This is a genomic window from Nostoc sp. 106C, from assembly GCF_002154725.1.
GTDB lineage: Bacteria > Cyanobacteriota > Cyanobacteriia > Cyanobacteriales > Nostocaceae > Aulosira.
On sequence record NZ_MTAW01000238.1, the window covers coordinates 1 to 24,810 of the forward strand.

At 40.0% G+C, this 24,810-nt stretch carries 17 protein-coding genes, 1 tRNA gene and 1 pseudogene; 16 read left to right on the forward strand and 3 right to left on the reverse strand.

The window, feature by feature from the left end:
* Positions 1 to 507 precede the first annotated feature (507 nt).
* Complete coding sequence (locus BV375_RS34990; protein WP_086769169.1) at positions 508 to 885, forward strand: response regulator; 378 nt, start codon at positions 508 to 510, stop codon at positions 883 to 885.
* An 85-nt stretch (positions 886 to 970) separates the two neighbouring features.
* Positions 971 to 1,195 (forward strand): hypothetical protein, encoded by a 225-nt coding sequence (locus tag BV375_RS34995; protein ID WP_086769171.1) that lies wholly within the window; start codon positions 971 to 973, stop codon positions 1,193 to 1,195.
* 307 nt (positions 1,196 to 1,502) lie between these two features.
* Here the strand turns inward: BV375_RS34995 and BV375_RS35000 are convergent, their stop codons facing one another.
* Positions 1,503 to 5,711, reverse strand: a complete 4,209-nt coding sequence (locus tag BV375_RS35000; protein WP_086769173.1) for a PAS domain-containing protein — start codon at positions 5,709 to 5,711, stop codon at positions 1,503 to 1,505.
* An 837-nt stretch (positions 5,712 to 6,548) separates the two neighbouring features.
* On the opposite strand from BV375_RS35000, the gene BV375_RS35005 reads away from it, so the two are divergent.
* Together BV375_RS35005 and BV375_RS35010 are read left to right on the forward strand one after the other, a co-directional pair.
* A complete protein-coding gene (locus tag BV375_RS35005; RefSeq protein WP_086769287.1) occupies positions 6,549 to 7,886 on the forward strand; it encodes a glycosyltransferase family 1 protein in 1,338 nt (445 codons plus the stop codon).
* Positions 7,887 to 8,075: 189 nt separating this feature from the next.
* Positions 8,076 to 9,803, forward strand: a complete 1,728-nt coding sequence (locus tag BV375_RS35010; protein ID WP_086769175.1) for an NFACT family protein — start codon at positions 8,076 to 8,078, stop codon at positions 9,801 to 9,803.
* 937 nt (positions 9,804 to 10,740) lie between these two features.
* Here the strand turns inward: BV375_RS35010 and BV375_RS35020 are convergent.
* Complete coding sequence (locus BV375_RS35020) at positions 10,741 to 12,375, reverse strand: iron uptake porin (RefSeq protein ID WP_086769177.1); 1,635 nt, start codon at positions 12,373 to 12,375, stop codon at positions 10,741 to 10,743.
* A 283-nt stretch (positions 12,376 to 12,658) separates the two neighbouring features.
* Between BV375_RS35020 and BV375_RS35025 the strand changes: the two genes are divergently transcribed.
* From BV375_RS35025 to BV375_RS35055, 8 genes and pseudogenes are all read left to right on the forward strand, one after another.
* Positions 12,659 to 13,642, forward strand: a complete 984-nt coding sequence (locus BV375_RS35025) for a metal ABC transporter substrate-binding protein (protein WP_243714147.1) — start codon at positions 12,659 to 12,661, stop codon at positions 13,640 to 13,642.
* A 94-nt stretch (positions 13,643 to 13,736) separates the two neighbouring features.
* On the forward strand, positions 13,737 to 14,516 hold the full coding sequence (locus BV375_RS35030) for a metal ABC transporter ATP-binding protein (protein WP_086769289.1): 780 nt from the start codon (positions 13,737 to 13,739) through the stop codon (positions 14,514 to 14,516).
* Positions 14,517 to 14,676: 160 nt separating this feature from the next.
* Entirely contained in the window at positions 14,677 to 15,546 is an 870-nt protein-coding gene (locus BV375_RS35035; protein ID WP_086769179.1) for a metal ABC transporter permease, read from the forward strand.
* A 75-nt stretch (positions 15,547 to 15,621) separates the two neighbouring features.
* A tRNA-Phe gene (locus tag BV375_RS35040) sits at positions 15,622 to 15,694 on the forward strand.
* Positions 15,695 to 16,149: 455 nt separating this feature from the next.
* Positions 16,150 to 17,475: an AAA family ATPase gene (locus BV375_RS35045; RefSeq protein ID WP_086769180.1), complete on the forward strand. Its 1,326-nt coding sequence runs from the start codon at positions 16,150 to 16,152 to the stop codon at positions 17,473 to 17,475.
* On the forward strand, positions 17,472 to 19,481 hold the full coding sequence (locus BV375_RS35050; RefSeq protein ID WP_086769181.1) for a tetratricopeptide repeat protein: 2,010 nt from the start codon (positions 17,472 to 17,474) through the stop codon (positions 19,479 to 19,481). Before BV375_RS35045 ends, BV375_RS35050 begins: the two co-directional genes overlap by 4 nt.
* Positions 19,463 to 19,573: pseudogene (locus BV375_RS38530) on the forward strand (hypothetical protein); the annotation flags it as partial. The gene BV375_RS35050 and the pseudogene BV375_RS38530, both read left to right, overlap by 19 nt.
* A gap of 6 nt (positions 19,574 to 19,579) precedes the next feature.
* Complete coding sequence (locus BV375_RS35055; RefSeq protein WP_243714149.1) at positions 19,580 to 19,828, forward strand: hypothetical protein; 249 nt, start codon at positions 19,580 to 19,582, stop codon at positions 19,826 to 19,828.
* A 104-nt stretch (positions 19,829 to 19,932) separates the two neighbouring features.
* On the opposite strand, the gene BV375_RS35060 is transcribed toward BV375_RS35055, so the two are convergent.
* Positions 19,933 to 20,505, reverse strand: coding sequence for a thermonuclease family protein (locus BV375_RS35060; RefSeq protein ID WP_086769183.1), 573 nt, complete (start codon positions 20,503 to 20,505; stop codon positions 19,933 to 19,935).
* 115 nt (positions 20,506 to 20,620) lie between these two features.
* Between BV375_RS35060 and BV375_RS35065 the strand changes: the two genes are divergently transcribed.
* The 4 genes from BV375_RS35065 (at position 20,621) to BV375_RS35080 (ending at position 24,807) form a co-directional block, all read left to right on the forward strand.
* The gene (locus BV375_RS35065; protein WP_086769185.1) at positions 20,621 to 21,367 is read left to right on the forward strand and encodes a ferritin-like domain-containing protein; all 747 of its coding nucleotides are present in this window, start codon (positions 20,621 to 20,623) and stop codon (positions 21,365 to 21,367) included.
* A 452-nt stretch (positions 21,368 to 21,819) separates the two neighbouring features.
* Positions 21,820 to 22,134 (forward strand): hypothetical protein, encoded by a 315-nt coding sequence (locus BV375_RS35070; RefSeq protein WP_086769187.1) that lies wholly within the window; start codon positions 21,820 to 21,822, stop codon positions 22,132 to 22,134.
* Positions 22,135 to 22,531: 397 nt separating this feature from the next.
* Positions 22,532 to 22,963 carry an arsenate reductase ArsC gene (locus BV375_RS35075; protein ID WP_086769189.1) on the forward strand — a complete coding sequence of 144 codons (432 nt, stop codon included), beginning with the start codon at positions 22,532 to 22,534 and terminating at the stop codon, positions 22,961 to 22,963.
* A gap of 23 nt (positions 22,964 to 22,986) precedes the next feature.
* Positions 22,987 to 24,807 (forward strand): PAS domain S-box protein, encoded by a 1,821-nt coding sequence (locus BV375_RS35080; RefSeq protein WP_086769191.1) that lies wholly within the window; start codon positions 22,987 to 22,989, stop codon positions 24,805 to 24,807.
* The last annotated feature ends 3 nt before the right edge of the window (positions 24,808 to 24,810 follow it).

Consider the following 24,810-nt stretch of genomic DNA (forward strand, 5'->3'; position numbering starts at 1 on the left):
CGTCGTTCCTCCTCTCTACGAGACGCTACGCGCTAAGCGAAGCTATGCCGTAGGCTTTACGCAATGACAGTTATTCTCTAGTTGCAAAATAAAAACTGGGATGGCAGTTGTAAAGCGAGCCTAGGATAAATTATCGATTATCTAACTTGAATATAGGGAACAGGATTTTCCTGTGATTGACGGTTATGTAAATTATGTTTTTGAGGTGTTAGCCAGAAATACTCAGAATTTCCTCATAATTAACCTTTACATTTATAACCAGTTAGTTGGGACACAGTAACAAACAAGAGACAACGAAATAGTTTGGCTGACTATTTTATCTCTTTTCTCGGCAAAAAACAATATAGTGGTTCTTAATTACATTAAACACAGGGCATATTTTGAAGGATATGTATTTTGCTTGTTCTAGGAGAGCAAAACGCTTACTCCGACAGAAAAAACTGTCTTGTACTCAATTAAGAACTGTTGACTCTCTGGTATTTCGATCTTTAAAATTGACATTTTGATATGTCCAGCAAGCGTATTCTTTTGATTGATGACGAAAAATCTTTATCCACAGTAATTCAGGCCTGTTTGGAAAACTTAGCTGATTGGACAGTGCTGAAGGCTGAATCTGGTAGAGAAGGGTTACTCAAAGCCCAAACTGAAAGGCTAAATGCCATTTTGCTTGATGTAATGATGCCAGATATAGATGGATTTACAGTATTACAAGAGTTAAAAAATAATCCTGTGACTCAAAGTATTCCAGTAATGTTAATCACTGCCAAAGTCGAACCTACCAAACATAACAAATATACTGAGTTGGGAATTATGGGTGTAATTAATAAACCTTTTGATCCTTTGAAGTTGGCGGAACAAGTAGCAGCTATGATGGGTTGGAAATAATTATATTTCAGAAATGTGCACTCAAAGCTAAAGTACACATGGTATTAGTAAGTCAATAATTTATTATAAGTAAAAAATATTAGTTATGGAAGATTATTTTATTCATTATCAAAGCTATAAATATGATGAAAAACAAGCAGAAAATGCAATTTTCCAAGCATATTTATATGCTTTTTGTCGACATGCAGCATACGTTTGGAGATTATATAACTCTGGTGATATCTGTGAATTACAGGCAAGTGAAAGAATTTTTACGGCTTGGGAGAGACTGAAACTTATGCAGAATAATAAGCTAAGTAGGTCGGCGTGAATATTTATCGTTGGGATGAGGCAGGAGGCAGAAGGTGAGCCAGCGCGGTCTTGGGGGTTTCCCCCATGAGCGACTGGCGAACCCGAAGGGCAGGAGGGAAGAGGGTTTAAGCCTATTTGATTTTTCAAAACATAGTTTTGTTTTTCCACACCGTTCTACTTAGAATACCAATTCAACATTCATAATTATGGCGCAAAAGTGGAGTTCCTCTAGTTAAAATTAACGATTTTGCTTTCAACGAAGAACATGAATTTGATTGAAAAAGCCACTAAAAAATTATTATCAAAATTGGCAAATAAGTTTTATATCACTTTTCTAAAATTTTAGGAATTGTAAAATAAAAAACACTACCTTTTCCTAAAACACTTTCTGCCCAAATTGCACCACCATGCTGTTGAATAATGCCACGACAGATAGCCAGCCCTAAACCTGTTCCGCCTTTTTGCCGTGAATCGCTAGCATCAACCTGTTGAAATCGTCCAAAAATACTTTCTAACATCTGGTTAGGTATCCCCCTCCCCTGGTCTTGCACTTTAAATAAAACGTGATCGCTGAAATTTTCTACACTCACTGTCACTGTGCTATTTGGTGTAGAAAATTTGATGGCATTACCAATTAAGTTGACTAAAGTTTGCATAATTCGATCGAAATCTACCCATATCTGCACAGAATTTAGCAACATAACTAAAGAAATATTATTTTCTGTTGCTAGAACCTTCACTGCTTCTACAGATTGGCGGATGAGTGTAGCAGCATCACACCACTGCCTAACTAAAGTAAATTTGTTTGATTCTAAATGTTCTAAATCTAAAATGTCATTGACCAAGCGTACTAAACGTTCCGTATCACTGTAAGCAATATTTAACATTTGTTGAGCGGTTTCGGGTTGTGCTTGCAGCACTCCAGCCGCCAGCAATCCTAAAGCACCACGAATAGAAGCTAAGGGTGTTCTTAACTCATGGCTGACAATCGAGATAAATTCATTCTTCATCTTCTCGATTGCCCGACTTTCAGTAATATCTTCGATTGTACCCACGTACCCCATTAGCTCATTTTTGCCAGACAGAATCGGAACGATTATGATGCGACAAAAACGCAAGGTTGAATTAGGAGGAATGTAACGTACTTCAGAGCAGAATTCTTGGTTAGCTGTTGCTAATGCCTGCCATTGTGGCAAAAATACTGCTAAATCATCTGGATGAATAAATTGCATCCAGTAATTGCCAAATGACTCTTCAATGCTCAATCCGCAAATTGCTTGAAAGCGAGGATTAGTATAAATATTTGTTCCTTGGGTATCGCTTCTAAAAATGCCTATTGGTGCAGACTCGCTAAGAGTCCGAAACAAAGCTTCGCTTTCTCGCAAAGCTTCTTCAGCTCGTTTGCGATCGGTAATATCCAAGGTTGTGCCAACAATACGAGTGATTTCTCCTTGGCTTCCTAAAATTGGTTCTCCGCGAACTTCAACATAGCGGACTTCTCCATTAGGGCGTATAATCCGCAAATCAGTTTCAAATGGTAAGCCTGCTTGTACTGGTTCCCTAATCTTCTGTTGATAAAGTACCCAATCATCAGGATGAACTAGTTGAGAAATTGCCTCTGCTTTTGGTACAGGTTGGCTAGGGTCAATTCCTTGAATCCGGAATAGTTCTTCGCTCCAGATACCTGTCTGGGTGGTAATATCCCATTCCCAGCTGCCAATATGACCCACTCTTTGAGCTTCCAACAGGTTGCGTTCGCTACGACGTAACGCATCTTCAATCTGTTTGCGATCGCTAATATCAAAAGCTAGCCCTTGAAGAATCTGAGTTTTCCCATCTGGCGCTAGTACAAGGCTGGATTGATCGCGAACCCAAATGATTCTACCGTCACCAGTGAACATGCGATATTCCGTAATTAAAGATTCTCCAGTCTGAATAGCATTTTGAACACTTTCAGTGATGCGATCGCGATCGTCAGGATGTACATATTTAGCCCAAGTATTTAAGTGACCAGCAGTCCATTCTTGGGCAGGAATGTTGAGAAACTGGTAAATTTGGGGACTAATGTAAGCGAATTCAGTAGTAGCAGTAATGGGTGCAGTATAGAAAATTCCGGGGATTTGTTCAACCAATGTTCGATATCGCAATTCCGCTTGTCTGAGCTTTTCTTCTGCTTGTTTGCGATCGCTAATTTCTATACTGCTACCGACAAGGCGATAAATACGCGAATGTTCATTACACAAAGGAGTCAAGCTGGTGATCCACCATGTATCTTGTCCTTTTAAAGGTAAGTATTCTTCATAAAGAATAGTTTCTCTTGCGGTTACACAGGCTTGATAATGCTGTCGAACTGATAATGCCATTTCTGGAGGAAACAGTTCTTCTGGAGTTTTGCCTTGTATATCCACAGAACGCATACCTGTAAAGCGTTCCGCAACAGGATTCAGCCCCACGAAGTAAAATTCATTATCTTCGCGAATATCGACCACAAAAATACATTGTTCAACACCGTTATAAATACTACGTAAAAACTTTTCTTTCTCTTGCAAAGCCTTCTCTGCTAAGAACCGTTCTGTAATATCCTGGGCAGTTCCGTAGAGACGAATCACCCGCCCATCTGCATTAAATTCTGCATTTCCGATGGCTTCATTGTAGCGGGGAGAATCATCTGGGTGAGTATTTACTCGTAGTATCAGTTTGTAAGATTCACCAGTAGTAATTGCTCGCTCAACAGCTTTGTACAATTTCTCTGCATCTTCTGGGTAATACATTTGCAGGTTCTCTGCATAAGTAGGTTCTCCCAAAGCTGGCTCTCGGTTCATGATGTGAAAAAGTTCCTCTGTCCAAGTGATTTTTTGGGTAGCTAAATCAAAGTCCCAGTTACCAATCTTGGCAATGCGCTGAGCTTCTGTGAGTAAAGCTTTGCTCTTACGTAGAGTTTCTTCAGTATGTTTGAAGTCAGTAATGTCGAGTCGGATACCTTCCCAACAAATACGTCCATCGTCCATGCGGCGAGGGGTTGAGCTGAGGCGCACCCAACGGATATCTCCTCTAGGAGAATACTCCCGTAGCTGAACGTCAAATACTGACATATTTTGTATTGACTCCTCCTGTTTCTGGAGGAGGTAAGGTATATCTTCTGCTACAACGTTATTAAACAGCAGACTTGCATCAGCCAAGATTGCTTCAGCTTTTAATCCATTCGTTCGTTCAACACCAGCACTAATGTAGTAAAAGCGATTGCTACCATCTAATTCCCGAACCATCTGGTAGATGTAGCCATTAGGAATGCGATCTCCAATCGCTCGCAGAAAAGCTTTTCGCTCTCGTAAAGCTTGTTCCGCTAATTTGCGATCGTTGATATCTCGATGGATGCCGATCATGCGTAATGGCTGACCATTCTTATCTCTTGCTACAACTTTGCCGTGGTTAGCAATCCATTTGCAATCACCTGATTTGGTTTGCATTCGGTATTCAAAAGTGTAGGGAACAGAACTATCCTTGAGGTGAAACTGCAAAATATCCATTACCCAAGGTTTATCTTCTGGATAAATCAATTTCGCCCAAGTACTCAACGCACTTGTCAGCTCACCAGCAGCATAGCCTAGCATTTCATACCAGCGAGGATTAAGATAAACTTCTCCTGTAGAGATATTCCAGTCCCACAGTCCATCTCCAGACGCTTCCAATGCCAACTGCAATCGTTCTTCACTCTCGCGTAAGGCTGCTTGTGTTTGTTTACGCTCTGTGATGTTGGCTTTCACACTCATTACCACCCAACATTGGGTCGTTTCCTCCCACTCTGCACTGAAAGTATCACAAATCCAGCATATTGACCCATTTTGATGGTGAAACCGATACTCAACAGTAACTGTTTGCTCAACAGCAACGGCATCCTGAAGATGTTTAAAGTACAAAGTCCTGTCTTCTGCTAAAAGTCGAGAACTCCAGAGGTTATGATCTGCTATGAATTCTTCTGGAGAGTAGCCTAAAATCTTTTGACAACTAGAAGAAATATATTCATACTCGAACTCTTGATGCGATCGCAGTCTAATTCTGCTCACAATTGTGCTTGTATTGCGGAGAATTGCATCAACCTGAGCCTGAGACTTTTCTTGCGTTTGTGCAAGATACTCGCAGCGATCCATTTCCTGTGACAATGCTTGCTGAATACTTTGAGGTGTGATGACACCTAATAGTTGTCCCTGCTCATCCAAAACTGGGAGGTAGGAAATTTGGTGCTGGTGCAGCAGGCGGATCATACTAAACAAATCGCCTAACTCTGATTCTTTGATAGTAATGACGTTATCAGCCATTACATCTGATAGGGTAGCAACACTCAAGTTTTTCCCTGATGCGATCGCCTTTACCAAATCTCTTTCAGTAAAAATTCCCACTAACTTATCTTGCTCTAAGACCAAGACATAGCCTGTTCTTAGCTGGCTCATCACTTGAACTGCACACTCAACAGATATATCTGGCGATAGTGTTGTCGCACATTTTTGCATGAGTTGAGCTTGGGATGATGGCAGCATAATACTTGAGGTATTTTGAGTACAGCTAAGTGTCGGTGTAAAACAGGATGAGGCTATTTGATCTCAGATCGACATTTAGAAAATTTCAGAATAACTCAAGTAGAGAATAACTAAGCCTCAAGGTAGTTAGTAATTCTCAGCCTGTTCTATATAGTTCTGGTAGTTAGTACAGCCAGGCAAAATTAAAAGATTATTTTACGTCATCAGTTTTTTATATTTTGAATGTCACCCATGCACTTTTGATATTTAATTCATTACTAAAATTTATGTATTGCATTAGACTTTTAAATTAGCTTAACAATTAGCAAAGTAAACTATGTAACTTGATTTCCAAATATGGACTTTTATAAAATCTGTATCTTATAGAACAAAAAATTAATCTTAGATTTTAAGTATAAGTAACTTATCTAAAAAATGGCTTTTGTAACAAAATTAACCTTTAATTTCTTTCCATACAGCTTTTTAACCAATAAGTGATTCTATTCTCACAATAATTAAGTGTAATATAATACTTAGTATTTAGAGATTACATAAGCAGAGCAGGCGTATATTTCTGAATATATATGTCAATTGGACTGCTGAAACTCAAACTATATATTCAGTCGGAGTTTGTCTATCAAAAGCATTAAATCTAAATATAACAGCATATATATAAAGTAATTAAATATAAATACGGAGTTAAAAAGTTTATTCCCCTCAGTAGATACATTAAAATATTTGATCTATTAAATTAAAATAAAGTTTAATTAAAGTTCTTAAATGTTTCCGGTAAAAGTGCTAAGTCGCAAATTTGGAGCTGCTTTTGCAACTTTTTTTTACAATCAGCAACAACAAACTATGAACGCTACCACTGAAAAACGCATCGCTTTGATTTCAGTTCACGGAGACCCGGCGATTGAAATTGGTAAAGAAGAAGCCGGAGGACAAAATGTTTACGTTCGACAAGTGGGTGAAGCACTAGCGCGGTTAGGATGGCAAGTTGATATGTTTACCCGCAAAGTGAGTGCAGAGCAAGAAACGATTGTTCAGCACAGTGAAAATTGTCGAACTATCCGTTTCCAAGCAGGTTCTTTAGAGTTTGTACCGCGAGACAATCTTTTTGAGTATTTACCAGAATTTATAGATAAGTTTTTGCAATTTCAACGAGAAAATGGCATTACCTATGAGTTGGTTCACACTAACTACTGGCTCTCAAGCTGGGTAGGGATGCAATTGAAGAAAATTCAAGGATGTAAGCAGGTTCACACATACCACTCTTTAGGAGCAGTCAAGTACAACACGATAGAAACAATTCCTGTAATTGCCAGTAAGCGATTAGCAGTAGAAAAACAAGTGTTGGAGACAGCAGAAACAATTGTGGCGACGAGTCCGCAAGAAAAGCAACATATGCGATCGCTCGTTTCTACTAAAGGTAATATTGATATTATTCCCTGCGGTACAGATATTCAGCAGTTTGGCTCTATTGATCGCCAAGCAGCACGGGCTAAATTGGGTATCGAGCCAGATGCTAAAGTTGTATTGTACGTAGGACGTTTTGACCCGCGCAAAGGTATAGAAACTGTAGTTCGAGCCGTGGGAGCTTCAAAGTTGCGTGAGTCTCAAAAACTTCAGTTAATTATTGGTGGTGGTAGCACTCCAGGTAATAGCGACGGTATCGAGCGCGATCGCATCGAAGGTATTATTAATGAATTGGGCATGAACGACATTACCACCTTACCTGGTCGTCTTTGCCAGAAAGTTCTGCCTACTTACTACGCTGCTGCTGATGTATGCGTTGTTCCCAGCCACTACGAACCCTTTGGACTTGTGGCGATTGAAGCAATGGCTAGTGGTACACCAGTAGTAGCAAGTGATGTTGGTGGGCTTCAGTTTACTGTAGTTCCAGAAGAAACTGGTTTATTAGCACCGCCACAAGATGTACCCGCTTTTACAGATGCCATTGACCGAATTCTGATGAATCAAGAATGGCGCGATGAATTGGGTAAAGCTGCTAGGGAACGTGTGATCGGCAAGTTTAGTTGGGATGGTGTGGCATCTCAGCTTAGTGAACTTTACACCCAACTATTAGAACAGCCTGTAACACCCCCTGTAGTACAAACATTAAAGCAAACCTTAGTAAAACCTACTGTAAAAACTGCCGTAGAACCTACCAAACAACCAGCTTTACTGAGCTAATTGAGCTACAACTATTTTTGTGCCTAAGCAATCGTTAAAATCAAAAAGGAGAAGGTATTTCGCACAAATATGTGGTTTTACCTTTTCCTTTTAATTTTTCATCCTTGGCAAACGTAGACTATAAGATACTTGTCTATACATTTTGGCACTATACTTAGCATCGACGTTTAAAGCCAATGGCTAACTGTTGTGCAACCAGTTGACTTTACCACCCTCACAGCTGCTTGTAGCGAACTACGCGCTCACTGGCTACCATCCCGGACAGAACAGGTTTTCCAGCGCGATCGCTATACTATTTCTGTAGCATTACGTACCTTAAAACAGCGGGGTTGGCTAGAGATTTCCTGGCATCCCCAAGCTGCACGCATTTGCATTGGCGATCCGCCACCGCGAACACCAGATACCTTTACTTTTAGCCAACAACTCATACACCAGTTAGGTGGTTTGGCACTGATAGGTATTGAAGCGATCGCTCCTTGGGAGCGTGTTATTGATTTACAATTTGCGCGTCGTCCAGGAGAAAGTCCTCTTTACCATGTCTACGCGGAAATCATGGGCAAGTATAGCAATGTCATTCTCACCGATGCCAGCAATTTGATTATCACCGCAGCTCATCAAGTCAGCCAGCAACAATCTAGTGTCCGTCCGATTCAAACCGGACAACCCTATGAAACACCACCAAAACTTACTGGCCCAGTTCCTAGTTTGAGCGAATCTCAAGAACGTTGGCAAGAACGAGTTAGTTTAGTACCAGGAGCGATCAAGCGTCAGTTGCTCAAAAGTTATAGCGGCTTGAGTGCTGCACTGGTAGAGTTAATGGTGCGATCGGCAAACATTGCACCAGATGCAACTACCGATAGTCTCACATCCGAGGATTGGCATCAATTATTTGAGCAATGGCAAGAATGGCTACAAGCTTTAAAAGATGAAAAATATCACCCAGCTTGGAGTTCTGAAGGCTATACGGTCATGGGTTGGGGCGGAGTTAAACCAGCAAAAGATATTCAAGAGTTACTCAATCGTTACTATACCGATCAGCTAAATGAACAATTATTTTCCCAACTGCGCCATCAGCTGAGTCAAAAATTGAATAATATTTTGGCAAAATTACGGCTTAAGGCTAACACCTTTAGTGAACGCTTGCAGCAATCAGATCGAGCTGATGAATATCGCCAAAAAGCTGATTTGTTGATGGCTCACCTGCAAAACTGGGAAGCAGGGATGAAGGAAATTACCCTCCTGGATTTTGAGACTGGCTTACCAGTTGCGATCGCTCTGCAACCAGATAAAAATGCTGTACAAAATGCCCAAGGTCTTTATAAACAGCACCAAAAGCTCAAACGTGCTCGTGCTGCGGTAGAACCTTTACTGGCAGAAGTTAAGGCGGAAATTGAATATTTAGAACAAGTAGAAGCTGCGATCGCCCAAATAGACCAATACCAAATACCAGAGGATTTGCAAGCACTTGAAGAAATCCGCGATGAACTAATTGGACAAGGCTATCTAGAAGATCCAGAATACCGCAACCGCAGTAGCAATGAAGCTAGCTGCAACTTTCATCGTTACCGTACCCCCAGTGGTTTTGAAGTATTAATCGGTCGCAATAATCGTCAGAATGACCAATTGACCTTTCGAGTCGCTGGAGATTATGACCTGTGGTTCCACGCGCAAGAAATTCCCGGTAGCCATGTGTTACTTCGTTTGGAACCAGGCTCTGTCCCTGAAGAAACTGATTTACAATTTACTGCTAACCTTGCTTCTTACTACAGCCGCGCTCGCCAAAGTGAACAAGTACCAGTAGTGTATACTCAGCCAAAGCACGTCTATAAACCCAAGGGAGCTAAACCGGGAATTGCTATTTATAAGCAAGAGCGTATTCTTTGGGGAAAACCACAATCAATGGTCAATAGTAAATAGTTATTCGCTGTCTGCTGTGTTCTTTATGTTGAGAGGAATATGTTGAATTCTCCACAAAGATAGAGGTTATTAACCTTTTACACAATCTTTTTTTGGTAAATTTTTACGAAAAAACTGTGTTGACTGCTACAATATTGTTAAGAAAAGTTGCCCGTTGCATTTTGGGAACGCGCAACTCGGTTTTAACTCTATTGAGAAGACAACGCGGAAAATATTTTTTAGACCAGCTGTGGGAGGCTGGTCATTTTTTTGAGATTTATGCCAACTGACTTCTTATTTGGAATTTTCTTATTTTTCTCCATTGGTAGAGAGGTGACTAGCTACTTAAGTAAAAGTGCAGTTGTGATTGGTTGCTTTCAGGTATTCTTCCTGATATCTCTACAAAAACTAGCTCTCTAACTATTACATCACAAGGCAAAACTAAAATTTTTAGCTAGCTTGGAATACTAATCAGATTCCAAATTCCAGTAATTTCCACATGTTTTTTCTTGCATCTAAGTTAAATTTGCTATAGATTTTTTGGCTTATTCTGTTTACAGACTCTAGTAATAGTAGATTTACTTAATAATCAGCCGTGAATCTTGATTAATGATACATTTAAGCTTTTTATCCTGGAGATAAATACTTAAAAATTTCTCAAAAATATAGTTTTATACCTATTTATAAATAAGTGCTTGATTGCATCTTTAGGCTCAGGCAAGATAAATCTTTTTTTTGTAAAAAAAATTGCTTTAATCTATACAGTCGAATCTTTTGTATGCGAAGGTATGGATAGGCAACTTGCAAAATTAATCCAATCCCTACATTCTTTAAATGCAACAAAATTGGGGCAAACATTAGGTAAGATAATTGCCTGAGATCCAAAGAGAAACAACGGTTATTTGGTGTAAAAGATCTAACCCAGCAGAAATGCTGGGTTTTCACTTTAATCAGCTAGTTAGAAACTGAATGTAGTTCTTAAAGCACCAATCACAATATCATCATTTTGCTCATTGTGATCTGGTGCTGTCAGCCAGATTACCCCAGGAGTAATAGTGATATTGTCGCTCACTTTGTACTGATAGAAAGCTTCAATGTGATAAGAAGTATCTTGGTCTCTGTCCAGTCCATTAATGTTGGAACTTGTAACTTGTGGTTCCATACCGAAGATGAAACCAGCTAAGTTACCTTTTTGACCAAGATCGGGTAATCCTAAAGTCACAGCCCAGTTCCAAATATCAACGCTGCCTCGGTTAATTGTATCTCCGGCTGTGGATAAGTTACGAGTATTGGTATATCCTACCCAACCACCAAGCACAAATTTTTCACTAATGGCGAAAGATGCTTCTAAACCGTAAGAATTACTAGAAGTCGGTACGGGAAAAGCTTCTTCACTTCCTGTTAAATTTTGAACTACCCCACCCAGAAACGAGCCGACGTTTGCCCGATTACTACCAGTTGCCAATTCTTGATTGTAGGCATTAATGTAGGTGAAGCCAACTTTCAAGCGATCGCTTGGTTTAAAAGTGAGCTGTGCTAAAGCGCCGTACCCACCATTAAATAAACCATTTCCTGGAGTAGGGTCATTAGCCGCACCAGTCAAATACCCTAAACTAAGTGCTAATTGCTCGCTAAAATCATAGTTTACTCCCAACCCTGCACCATTCATCTGATAATAAATTGGGTTGCGTGTACCAAAGCTAGACAAAGCGCCCAACCCACCATCTCCATCAAAAAGATTTATGGTATCGGTAATATCATCTGCGGCGGCGGCATTAGCAAGCGCGATCACTTGTAGTTTTTCACCAATCGGAAATTGGTAATATAGCGCATCAATAAAAGCATCATTCGTACCATCCCCAGCAAAAAACAAGTTACCCTCTGGTGTACCGATATTGGGGCTAAGAATATTGTTCATTTGAATTCTGGTAAAGAGTGTATCTTTACCCGTGAAGCTGGTAACAAATTCAACTCGTGCCCGTGCCCCAAGACTTGTATTCTTGTCTGTAATTTCTCCACCGTTAACTTGGTTACCTGATAAAACATCACTAACTACAGCAACAACTTCTCCTTGCAGTTTGGTAGTAGTAGAAAATTGATTTGCTTCTAACTCCGCAGTCTTGGCTTCCAACGCATCCACACGACCCCGTAATGTTGCCAGTTCTGCGGAAAACTCTTCTTGCAACCGTTGCAAGGTTGCCAAATCTTGTTTCGTTACCAAATCAGCTGTTGCTGTAGCAATCAATTCGTTAACTCGGTCCAAACAAGCATTTAAACCAGCGGCAAATTCGTAACGGGTTAAAGCACGGTTACCGCGATAGGTTCCATTGGGATAACCTGCGATACAGCCATAGCGCTCAACCAATGACTGCAATGCTTGGAAAGCCCAGTCAGTTGGTTGAACATCAGAAAATTGGGAAACCGATGTTACTTGAGACATTACCTGTTCTTGCGGGGAATTCTCAGCCTCTTGTTCTAAATCAGCTGCAACAAGCGGCTCACTAATTTCCCCCGCGACTGCCGCTGCACTCAAAAATAGCATTGCGCCGCCAACTGCTGAACTAACCAGCAGAGACTTGCATACTTTCCGCATTTTTTTCCTCACACCTATTGACAGTAAATGGCTACACTACCCTGCTTTGAAGTCGGAGTTATTAAAAACTATTCTCAATATCTTATCAGGAGCCGAGATTTTTTTTGAATAAAATTCAGTCAGGAAATCATCATTAATCAAATAACAAAAATTTTGAGGTGATGGCTTACACCCCAATTGCATGAGAATGAGAATTATTATAATATGGGATTTAGAATCAATCTCATTGTCAATAGGCATTTTAACGAAGACAGCGCCAGCTAGTTTTCGGAGGGGAAAAACTGTGGTTCGCACTCTTATAGAACCCAAAAAAGGCAGAACAACAAGCGCTATTCTGCTCCTAATTGTTTTGCTGATATTATCAATTGCTGGTTGCAACCAATCGCCTACAGATCGGAAAGCAGTTTCCCAAGAGTTACCATCTACGGGAAAAACCAAAATAGTAACAACATTTTTACCTATATATTGGTTTACTAAAGCGGTAGCTGGGGACACAGCAGAGGTAGAAATTTTAGTACCACCAGGTACGGAAGTACATGAGTATCAAGCAAAACCAGAAAATGTCAGAGCGATCGCTACTGCTAATGTACTGGTTAAAAACGGTTTGGGATTAGAGACTTTTCTTGAACAAACAGTAAAAAATGCCCAAAATTCCAAATTAATTGAAATCGACACCAGTAAAAGTATTAAATCAATAGGTGCGATTTCACCCATCGTAAACACTGCTAAAGAGGAAAAAGACCACGACCACGAACATACTGAGGGTAATCCTCACATTTGGCTAGATCCTGTTTTAGCAAAACAACAAGTGACCAATATTCGGGATGGGTTGATTGCAGCCGATTCTCGGAATAAAGGGACTTATGAAGCTAATGCAGCAGCTTATATTCAAGAATTAGAAAGTTTAAATAGTGAATTTCAGCAGACTTTGCAGAAACATCCTAACTGCACCTTTGTCACCTTTCATGACGCCTATCCATATTTAGCCCAACGCTATAACCTCAAGCAAGTTGCAGTGGTAGAAATTCCTGAAGATCAACTCTCACCAGCAGATGTACAAAATGCAATCAACGCTGTGAAGCAATATAAAGTTAAAGCTTTATTTAGCGAACCAGGGATAGATAATAAATTGCTGAAAAGTCTCTCCCAAGACTTGAAGTTAAATTTGCAAACGCTAGATTCTTTAGAAAATGGCGAGACAGATCCGCAACAATATTTTAGAGCAATGAAAGCTAATTTACAAACTTTGGAAACATCTTGTAAATAAGTTAATTTAGTGCTAAGAGCGATAATGCATTTTTTAGCCTTGATTCTTAAGCATTTACCAATTCTAATTACTCATGAACAATGACCAACGGCAAATGGCATTACCTATTTTAAAAGTAGAAGGATTAACTGTATATCAAGGCAATTATCTAGCTCTGCGGGATGTTTCTTTTGAATTATTGCCAGGGACAGATACAGCCATTGTTGGCCCTAATGGTGCAGGTAAAAGTACATTAGTAAAAGCACTTTTAGAATTAATTCCGCACAATACCGGGAGAATTGAAATATTTGGTCGCCGAATTAAAAATTTAGGGAATTCACGTCATTTATTGGGCTATATGCCGCAAAATTTCATTTTTGACCGCAACTTTCCAATTTCTGTCAGCGAGTTAGTAGGGCTGGGATGGGCGAGAATTGCCAGACAAAACCAGCCCAAAAGTTCATTCTGGAAAAGCTTGTGGAGAAAAGATCAGGAAAAATCAGCAGCAATAGCGCAAGCTTTACAGCGAACTGATGCTTACCATCTGCGACATCAGGCTATTGGTACTCTTAGCGGTGGTCAACTCAAGCGGATATTATTGGCTTACTGTTTGGTGACGCCTCGGAAACTTTTGATATTAGATGAAGCATTTGCAGGAGTAGATGTACAAGGTGCAGCAGATTTTTATCTCTTGCTCAACGAGTTAAAGCGTGAGGAAGGTTGGACAATATTACAGGTTTCCCATGATATTGATATGGTTAACCGCCATTGCGATCGCGTACTTTGCCTTAACCAAACAGTTGTTTGTACTGGTAAACCAGAAATTGCCCTTTCACCACAAAATTTATTAGCAACTTATGGTCCTGGGTTTAGTCGCTACCAGCATCACCACTAAGAAATTCAAAATAAATTACTTCATCTTTTTCCTTTAGCTGTTTAGCTTTAGTCAATAAAAGTAGTTACAGAAGAACTCAGTAAACTTTAATTAGTAATTTATAGAAAATTAGCGATTAATCTGTGATAAATAAAAGGCTAATCAGTTAAAAACCTTACAAATGAATTTATTCACTGATTGCCAGATAACTTGGCTCGGTATCACCAATAGCCAGGATTTGGTGAGTTTGTTGCAATTCCCTTTTATGCAGCGTGCGATCGCGGGTGCTATTTTGATGGGAATACTTGGCGGTTTGTTAGGTTGTTTTGTCACCTTACGCCAGTTATCTTTTTTTAGCCATGCTGTCGGTCATGCAGCATTAGTAGGTGTGGCTTTAGGTGTAATACTACAGTTAAATCCTACGGCGATGTTGCTGCCATTTACCTTAATTTTTGGGATGATTGTCCTCTACTTTATCGATAAAACCGATTTAGCGAGCGATAGCGTACTCAGCATAGTTCTTTCAGGAGCATTAGCGATCGGCGTGATTCTTACTAGCCTGATCAAAGGATATCGCGGCAACTTAATGGGAGTGCTGTTTGGGGATATTCTTGCTATTGATGCCACAGATTTAATATTGACACTGCTTGTCTTGGTAGCCAGCAGTATATTCTTGCTCTCAACCCTCAGACAGCAAATTTTGTTGACCCTCAACGCAGATGTAGCCCAGGTACAAGGTATTCCCGTCCAGCTGTATCGCTATGGGTTTGTGATATTGCTGTCATTAGCTGTGGCTGTGGCTATTAAGGCTGTCGGCGTTTTACTGGTCAACGCCTTTTTAGTAATTCCTGCTTCTACTGCCAAATTAATAAGTCACCATTTTACGCGTTTCCTAATCTTATCAGTGATTATCGGTTCTAGCAGCAGCGTTGTAGGTATGATGGTTTCGGGCATCTTTAACTTAGCCTCTGGCCCTAGTATCGTTTTGGTTCAGTTTCTCGTATTCGTAGCTGTATTCATTTGGATGAAGTTGACCATGAAAGCAGCATAAAATTTTTTCGTTCATGTACTTGCACAATCATTCTAGGTTTGCTACATTTATTAATCGTGGCTAAGAAAAGTCCCAGCCGGGATAGCTCAGTCGGTAGAGCAGAGGACTGAAAATCCTCGTGTCACCAGTTCAAGTCTGGTTCCTGGCATTTACAAAAACCCCTTGGAATTCAACAATTTTAAGGGGTTTCTAGTTTCTAAGTATTTGCTTAGTAAGAACAAATATTCTAATTCTGAGATGAATTTTGGGCGTTTTTGGACACCTTTGGACATAAAAATGGTGTAAATGGTGTAGAGCAGAGGATAATTACACCATGAATGATTGGTATTCAGGTACTGTGGCGAGGTTGGTTAAAATTACATGACCTCTGTGAAGGTTGGCAGCTTGCAAAAGAGACTTAAGGGGAAAAGTCAGCTTCTTGCACAACTTACCCCACAGATTGCTGCTTCCCTAACTGGCTATGATTTCATTTTGAATGCCCTATCTGTCGCAAACATTTTTTGAATTGGTATTAGCTCCGTAAATGAGGCTCTGAACTCCATTAACGAGTGTTCGAGGCTATTACCGACAGTATAATGGGCAAAATTGCCATATTTAATACTTATGCTTAATCATCCTGACTTACTTACTGAACTCTACAACGCCTTTAACCCCTTTGAACCCTTACCCGCCGATGATACAAGGTATGTAGATTGTCAGGATGTGCGCGGAGATGCGGATATTGTGCAAGAGTTGGGAAATCGGATGCGATTGGCAAACACTAATACCTGCCAATTATATTCTGGACATCGGGGTGCGGGGAAATCTACAGAATTACTCAAATTAAAGAAATACTTAGAAAATCGGCAATTCTATGTTGTGTATTTTGCAGCTGATGAAGAAGATATTGATTCAGAAGATGCTCAATATACAGACATTCTCCTCGCCTGTACACGCCGCTTGCTTAAAGATTTACAGAAAATTGCTAAACCCGATCCTATACTCAACTGGTTAAAAAGCCTTTGGGGAGAGTTGAAAGATTTGGCGCAGACTCCTATTGAGTTTGAAAAGCTAACAGTAGAAGCGCAAATTGCTCAGTTTGCCAAACTGACAGCAAATTTAAGAGCCGTTCCGCAGTTACGTCAACAGATTCGCCAAAAAATTGATCCTCACACTGTAACTCTAATTCAGGCGTTGAATGAATTTCTGATAGATGCCAAAAAGAATTTACCTAATGGCTACACTAAACTGGCGGTAATTGTCGATAACTTAGACCGGATGGTGTTAGTAAAAGACGGAGATAGCACCAACTATGAGGAGGTTTTTGTAGACCGCAGCGGACAACTACAAGCGTTGGATTGCCATTTGATTTACACTGCACCTATTTCTTTACTGTATTCTAAACGAGGCACAGATATTCGGGATATCTATGGTGAATGCCTAATTTTACCGATGATTATGGTGAAAACTCTCGATGGAGAAATTCACCAGCCTGGGTTGAAGAAAGTTAAAGAAGTAATTAGCAAGCGAGTTCGGCAGATTGCACCAGAGTTATCGCTAGAAAAGGACATTTTTGATAGTTCTAACACCTTAGAAAGGCTTTGTTTGATGAGTGGAGGTCATGTGAGGAATTTGCTATTGTTAACTCAAGATGCTATTGGACGTACTGAAGAGTTACCAATTACAGAAAATGCTGTGCGACGTGCAATTACTCAAGCTAGAGATACCTATCGCCGCACTGTAGAAAACTCTCAATGGAGTTTGTTAGCTGAAGTGTCCCGCTCTAAAAAGCTTCCTGGTGATGACCTGTATCGAAGTTTGATGTATAATCGGTGTCTTTTAGAATACAAATATTTTGATGATGAGGGAGAGATGCAGCGCTGGTATGATATTCATCCATTAATTCAAGGAATTGCCGAATTTAAAGAAGCTGTAGCGAAACTTCCATGAACCCAAATTTAACTGATTGGGATGATGATTTACTCCCTGAACCAGAAGAAGTTTATCAAGATTTAGTTCGCGCACTGAAGCGAAAATCAGGATTTGGATTGTTTTTTGTACAATGTACACCTGTGGAAGCAGACAAGTTTATTACCAAACTTCCACAGGATATTCCCCAGAAGCATATAGAAGTTTTGCGCTTGGTTGAAGCGATTGATAATTTATATCAGCGAGTGGCTGAGTTTGTTAAACACAAGCAAGTTGATATTTTATTGATTAAAGGACTGGAATATTCTTTATATAAATATGAGAAAAGGACTTTTGGCCAAATTACTGAAGGACAATTCAGCAATTTAACAAGCGTACCACATATTCTAAATCACTTAAACCAACAACGAGAAAGGTTTAGAGATGATTTTACGTTTTGCATTGTTTTTCTTTTGCGATCATTTTCGCTCAACTATTTTATCAACCGCGCCCCAGATTTTTTTGATTGGCGTTCGGGAGTATTTGAATTACCTACTACACCTGAATTGGTAGAAAAAGAATCAACTCGTCTGATATTGGAAGGAGATTATGAAGAGTATTTAAAACTTGGACAAGAACAAAAAATTGAAAAAGTATTGGAATTCCAAGACTTGTTAGCAGAAAAATATCAGACAGAAGAAAGTAAGGTAAGTTTACTACTTGAACTGGCGAATTTGCTGTATTCGGCAAAAGAATACGAAGCTGCGATCACCTCCTATGACAAAGCAGTGTCAATTCAACCTGATAAACACCAAGCTTGGAACAATCGAGGGAATGCGCTATTTAATTTAGGTCGTGATGAAGAAGCGATTACCTCCTATAACAAAGCAGTGAAAATTAAACTTGATTTATACGATGCTTGGTATAACCGAGGGATTGTGCTAGGGAATTTAGGATGCTATGAAGAAGTAATAGCCTCCTATGACAAAGCAGTATCGATTCAACCTGATTTACACGATGCTTGGTACAATCGGGGGAATGCGCTAGGGAATTTAGGATGCTATGAAGAAGCAATCGCATCCTATGACAAAGCGCTATCCATTAAACCTGATAAACACGAAGCTTGGAACAATCGGGGAAATACATTATTTAATTTAGGACACAATGAAGAAGCGATCGCATCCTATGACAAAGCGCTATCCATTAAACCGGATAAACACGAAGCTTGGTACAACCGGGGGATAGCGCTATTTAATTTAGAACGCTATGAAGAAGCGATCGCATCCTATGACAAAGTACTCGCAATTCAGCCTGATAAACACGAAGCTTGGTACAACCGGGGGAATGCGCTAAATAATTTAGAACGCTATGAAGAAGCGATCGCATCCTATGACAAAGCACTCGCAATTCAACCTGATAACCAAGATGCTTGGAACAACCAGGGGAATGCGCTAGATAATTTAGAACGCTACGAAGAAGCGATTGCATCCTATGATAAAGCAGTCGCAATTCAACCTGATAAACACGAAACTTGGAACAACCGGGGGATTGCGCTAAGGAAATTCGGACGCTATGAAGAAGCGATCGCATCCTATGAAAAAGCACTCGCAATTCAGCCTGATGAACACGAAGCTTGGTACAACCGGGGGATTGCGCTAGATAATTTAGAACGCTACGAAGAAGCGATCGCATCCTATGACAAAGCACTCGCAATTCAACCTGATTACCAAGAAGCTTGGTACAACCGAGGGATTGTGCTAGGGAAATTAGGACGCTATGAAGAAGCGATCGCATCCTATGATAAAGCCTTAGAAATTCAACCTGATTACCACTTAGCTTGGTACAACCGTGGTGGAGCATTAATAAAATTAGGTCGTTGGAAAGAAGGAATTGCTAGTAGCAATAAAGCTGTTGAAATTAACCCTGACTTTGCTGAGGCTCAGATGAAGCAACTTATTGCTAGTATGCAACAAAAATTGGGATGGAATAAACTAACTCAGATATGGGCAGGATTATTGAAAATGATTAGTTGCAGAAATCTAAGTTAAAAGTAATCACATTTCCTTTCTTCAGTAGGCTAATAGAATTAATAGAGGCGATTCTGGTAAACAAGTTTCCTAATTTGAGCAGGGAGGAGGTAAAAGCAATGTTAAGTATGGAATTAATCAAGGGTACAAAAGTATATGAAGAGTTAAAAGAAGAAGCTAGACAAGAAGTTAAAGAAGAACTTAGAGAAGAAGTCAAACAAGAAGTTAAGCAAGAACTCAAAGAAGAAGTCAAAACAGAAATGATTGCAAAACTTCTGCAACGTGGAATGAGTGTGCAAGAAGTGGCTGAGATATTAGAGTTAGACGTGGAAGTGATTAGAAATGTAGCCGGGGAGCAAAAAACGTAGATGTGAAAGGGTTTCCTTTGGCTTAACTGTTGTGCGATCGCTATTAAAGGTGCGTTAGCCTTCGGCATAACACACCCTACTGAACACGAATTACGAATTACGAATTACAGCTTACTTAAAGTCCGATACTCCCAAGGATTAACAAACTTAGCATCACCCCAAATTCCGCGCTTTTGTTGCTGCGCTTCAGCTTCGGCTTGTTGTACTAAGTCTTTACTAGGACATTTATTTAAATAAGGACGATACACTTTTGCAAGTCCTTCTCGAAGTAAAACTTGTTGCACAAATGTGCCATCTTTTAAGCGAACTTCAGCAACTTTTCTGCCATAGCGATCGCTATCAGTAATATTCAAAGTTACGCGATCGCCTGCTTGTTTGACTAACTCCTGCACCCGTTCTTGCGCTTTCGCACCCCAAGTAAATTGATTGCGATCGCTGGCGCGTTTACTTTGCCTTTCTTTATTGGTATGTGGGACTTCTGGTGCATCCATGCAGGCAAAGCGGACGCTGAATTTATCGCCTTTGGAGTCTTTCACTGCTAAGGTATCGCCATCACTGACTCGCTCAACCACATCTCCAGAAGGAGCAAAAAAGGGCAGGCGATCGCATCCCATCAAACCCAAAATAATGATTCCTGCACACAGCCAAATCAGTGCTTGTTTATTTAAATTCCGCATTCCTATGCACCAAATTACCTCTGGAGGATGATACTAGCAAAACGCCAGGGCTATCCTTGGTTTTGCAAGATTAGTATAAGAAATGTAATCTCCCATTAATCAGCGGGAATCTCCGATGAACTTCTTGACTTACCTCATGCACCTAGCTGGTTCGGGTGCTAGTGCTTATTACTCCGCCGTCCAGATCCGCGATTCCAAAACTCGTCCCGACATTCTTGCCAGATTTCAATTAGCTGAATCTGGTTCCGTTCCGTTTCTCTCTGCACTAAGCGATCGCGCCGCTGCTGAAGGCGATACATGGCTAGCAGAAAAATTAGCAAAACACGCAGCAGACGAAACAAGACACGGTAAGATTTTTGCCCAGGCTTTAAAACAGCTAAATAAACAAGTTATAGATTTTAAGAGTCAACCGCCAAGCACATCCGAACGCAAATCACCACAACAACGCAGTCCCTTCTTTGCGACATTCTTTGAAGGCTACACTCCAGAACAGCTAAAACCTGCTGTGATTGACTGGGATGTATTTATGGCTAGCACTTACATTCTAGAATTAGATGCCAGCAAAGACTTTGCACGCATGGCGAATGTCCTACCTGATACAGATCCCAAGACACGCAACCTAAAAATTGGTATGTTGAGCATTGCTCAAGATGAAACCGGTCATGCAGCTTACCTCTACGAAGCAATGACACGCAGAATGTCTGCTAACCAAGTGCAGAAATTAGTAGATGAGTGGCGCACCCGCAAAGTAAACGCCTTATTAGCAATGGTAGGTGGTATTCTCCAACGCAACAGCGAAACTCGTTCTTTAGTCCAAGATGGTGCGCCATCAGAAACCGATTCTGAGTTGATAGTTGCTTAAAACTTTTCTTTTAAAAAACAGGCAGATGGCAGAATTTAACAGAGGAAGAAGTTTTTTCCAAGATAATTTCTTGCCATTTTGTCTTCTTTACTGTCCTTCCAGCCTCTTTAGTTAGATTTATCTTTGTGACAAAAGTCATGGCTTTATTCGTGACTTTTGTCTGAATTAATTTTTTGCTAAAAGCGCTTTAATATAACTTGCATCTACCATTTGAAATTGAAGCTGTTACTAACTTATAAGAGTCATAAACCAATAGTAACTGTCAATTGGCTAGGTCAATTTTAAAGGTGCTATCTGCTTAATTTCCTTCGCGACAATAGCTTACAAAATTACAGCTATAGATAAGTCAACCAGCAATTACTTTTACCGTTCCTTATGCTCTTAGAAGCTACTTGATAGTGGCTTCTTTTTCTTCCATTTCTAACAATATATTTCATCAACGGATTGTCTTTATGAAAAGAATTCTGTCAACTTGTTTATTAGGTGTTGTGCTAGCTTCTAGTGCTTTAGCACAACCAGCCTCTGCTCAAATCCAAGTAATTCTTGGCGGAAATCAGCGACATGATTGGCGTGAACAACAATTAGAACGCGATCGCCAATATAGATTACAACTTGAGCGCGATCGCCAACATCGCTTGGAACTGGAACGCCAACGCCAACGTAGATTGGAACTGGAACGCGATCGCCAACGTAGGCTAGAAATTGAGCGTCAACGCCAACGACAAAATCGCTTGGAGGAACGACGCAACTATCGCGATCGCTATTAATAAATGTTGAGTAACATTTAAAACTTACAAAGGGGAGGTTACAAGCCTCTCCTTTTTGCGTTATTCAGGGGCGTAAAAGTATTGCGATCGCAACTATCAAATACTTAATATAGGGTTAATTTCTGCTGCTGACGATTCTACCTATAAGTCAATACAGTTCAGTTAAGAAAATTCATTGACAACAAAGCTCACAAATAATTACTAAACAAAAAACCGAACAATTATTTTGGAGGGGGCTTGGGGGATTCTCCCCCAAATCTTGGTTTTGTCCGACAGATGAGAACTCTTATCACCTTAACTGAACCGTATTGACCTATAAGTTTGTGTATTTTCCCTGACGGCAAAAGAAGAATGCGAAGTTAAACTTTTGGTAAATATTTATTATTAAATATATAAAATGGAACTACCGATTCTCTTAATTCTTTGTACTGGTAATTCCTGTCGCAGCCAAATGGCAGAAGGGTTTTTGAGGGAATTAGCTGATGATTTATTCACAAGCCAAAGTGCAGGAATGAACCCAGCCAAAGAAGTGCATCCTTTAGCTATTAAGGTGATGCAAGAGATAGGAATAGACATCTCTACAAACTCTTGTAAGCATATCAACCAATTTCTTGACCAGAAAATTGATACGGTAATTACTGTGTGCGATCATGCAGACCAAAGTTGCCCGACATTACCATCATCGATTAAACGTCATCACTTTAGTTTTCCCGATCCTGCTGAAGCCATAGGAACTGAAACAGAAAAGCTGCAAGTATTTCGACAGGTTCGTGATGATATTAGTAAGCTGCTTTTAGCATATGTAGCAGGGAGACGTGATGCTCTCTAATTCTTGTCACAGGAGTTATGAGCATGGTAGTTAATTCACTTAGTTTACCCTTAACTATGTTTACTGCCTTGGCAAATCGCGCGGATTTATTGATGGCATTGACGGATAGATCTGGACGTATTCAATGGGTAAATGGAGCATTAGCTAAACGTGCAGGTATCACCGCCGAACTGTTAATTGGAAAAAAGTTTTTTTATGTACTTACTTCTAATGCTCAAATCAATATTCAACAAGCTTATATCCGTGAACAACTATTGAAAGGAGAAAGCTTTAAATTTGAGCTTTTTTATTTATCACAGCAGCAGAAAGAGCATTGCTTATTAGTAGATGGGCAGCCTATCCATAATGCAGAAGGCATAACTAGCCAATACGCTATTATGGCTAATGATATTACTTTACGTAAGCTTGCAGAAAAAGATTTAGAGCAAACTCGGCAGCGGTTGAAGCGCCTGGTAGAGAGTGTCAAGTTAGTGCCTTGGGAAGCGGATGCTATTACTCACCAGTTTACTTATGTAGGACCACAGGCAATAGATTTATTTGGTTATGAGTTAGAAGAATGGTATGAACCTGAATTCTGGTATTCACACATTCATCCAGAAGATTTGCTTCAAGTTCTTAAGTATCACCAAGTCACATCAACAGAACAAGATGATTACATAGTCGAGTATCGGTTATTGACTGCTGATGGCAAGTGGGTTTGGGTAAAAGATATTGTGAATGTTGTGCGTACTCAAAAAGAGATAACACAATTACTTGGTTTTATTATTGATATTAGCGATGCCTATCGGCAAGCTGCGCAACGCAAACAAATAGAACTCTCTTTGCAAGAAGCTTTAAGTAAATTAGAACAAGCAAATCAGGATTTGGAAACGCGGGTACATCAACGTACTATTGCTTTAAGTAAAGAAAAAGAAAAACTAGAAAAAACTTTACAGCAATTGCAGCAAGCCCAAAGCCAACTAATTCAGAGCGAAAAAATGTCCAGCTTAGGACAACTTGTGGCTGGTGTTGCCCATGAAATTAATAATCCGGTTAACTTCATCTATGGCAATCTCAACCCTGCAACTGAATATGTTGAAGATTTACTTTATTTGTTGCAATGCTATCAGCAACATTACCCCAACCCCACCTCGACACTACAAGCAGAAATTGAAGAGATAGATCTCGATTTCATCATTGATGATCTACCTCGGCTGCTATCTTCTATGAAGGTTGGAGCTAACCGCATTCGGGAAATTGTTCTATCTCTTCGCACTTTCTCTCGCCTAGATGAAGCTGAAGTCAAAGAGGTGAATATTCACGATGGTATAGACAGTACTTTGATGATTCTGCAAAACCGCCTCAAACCTAAAACTGGGTATGCGCAGATTCAAGTCATTCAAAAATACGGACAGCTACCCTTAGTAGAGTGCTATGCAGGACAACTTAACCAAGTGTTTATGAACATTCTTGTCAATGCTATAGACGCTTTAGAAGAACATGATCAAAAGCGATCGCCACAGGAAATAATAGAAAATCCTAGCCAGATCACCATCTGTACTGAATTTAGAGAGGGAGAGAAAGAAATTCAGAGTGGAGAGGAATCCTACACACCTAACTCTGCATCTTCTATTGTGATTCGGATTATAGACAATGGCCCTGGTATTACCGAAGCAGTCTGCAATCGTTTATTTGATCCATTTTTTACTACCAAAAGTATTGGTAAAGGCACAGGATTAGGCCTGTCTATTAGTTACCAAATTATTGTTGAAAGACATCAAGGGCAACTAGAATGTTACTCCACTCCCGGCCATACAGAATTTGCGATTATGATTCCGCAACAGCAGATAAAAACGAAAGTTTAGCCA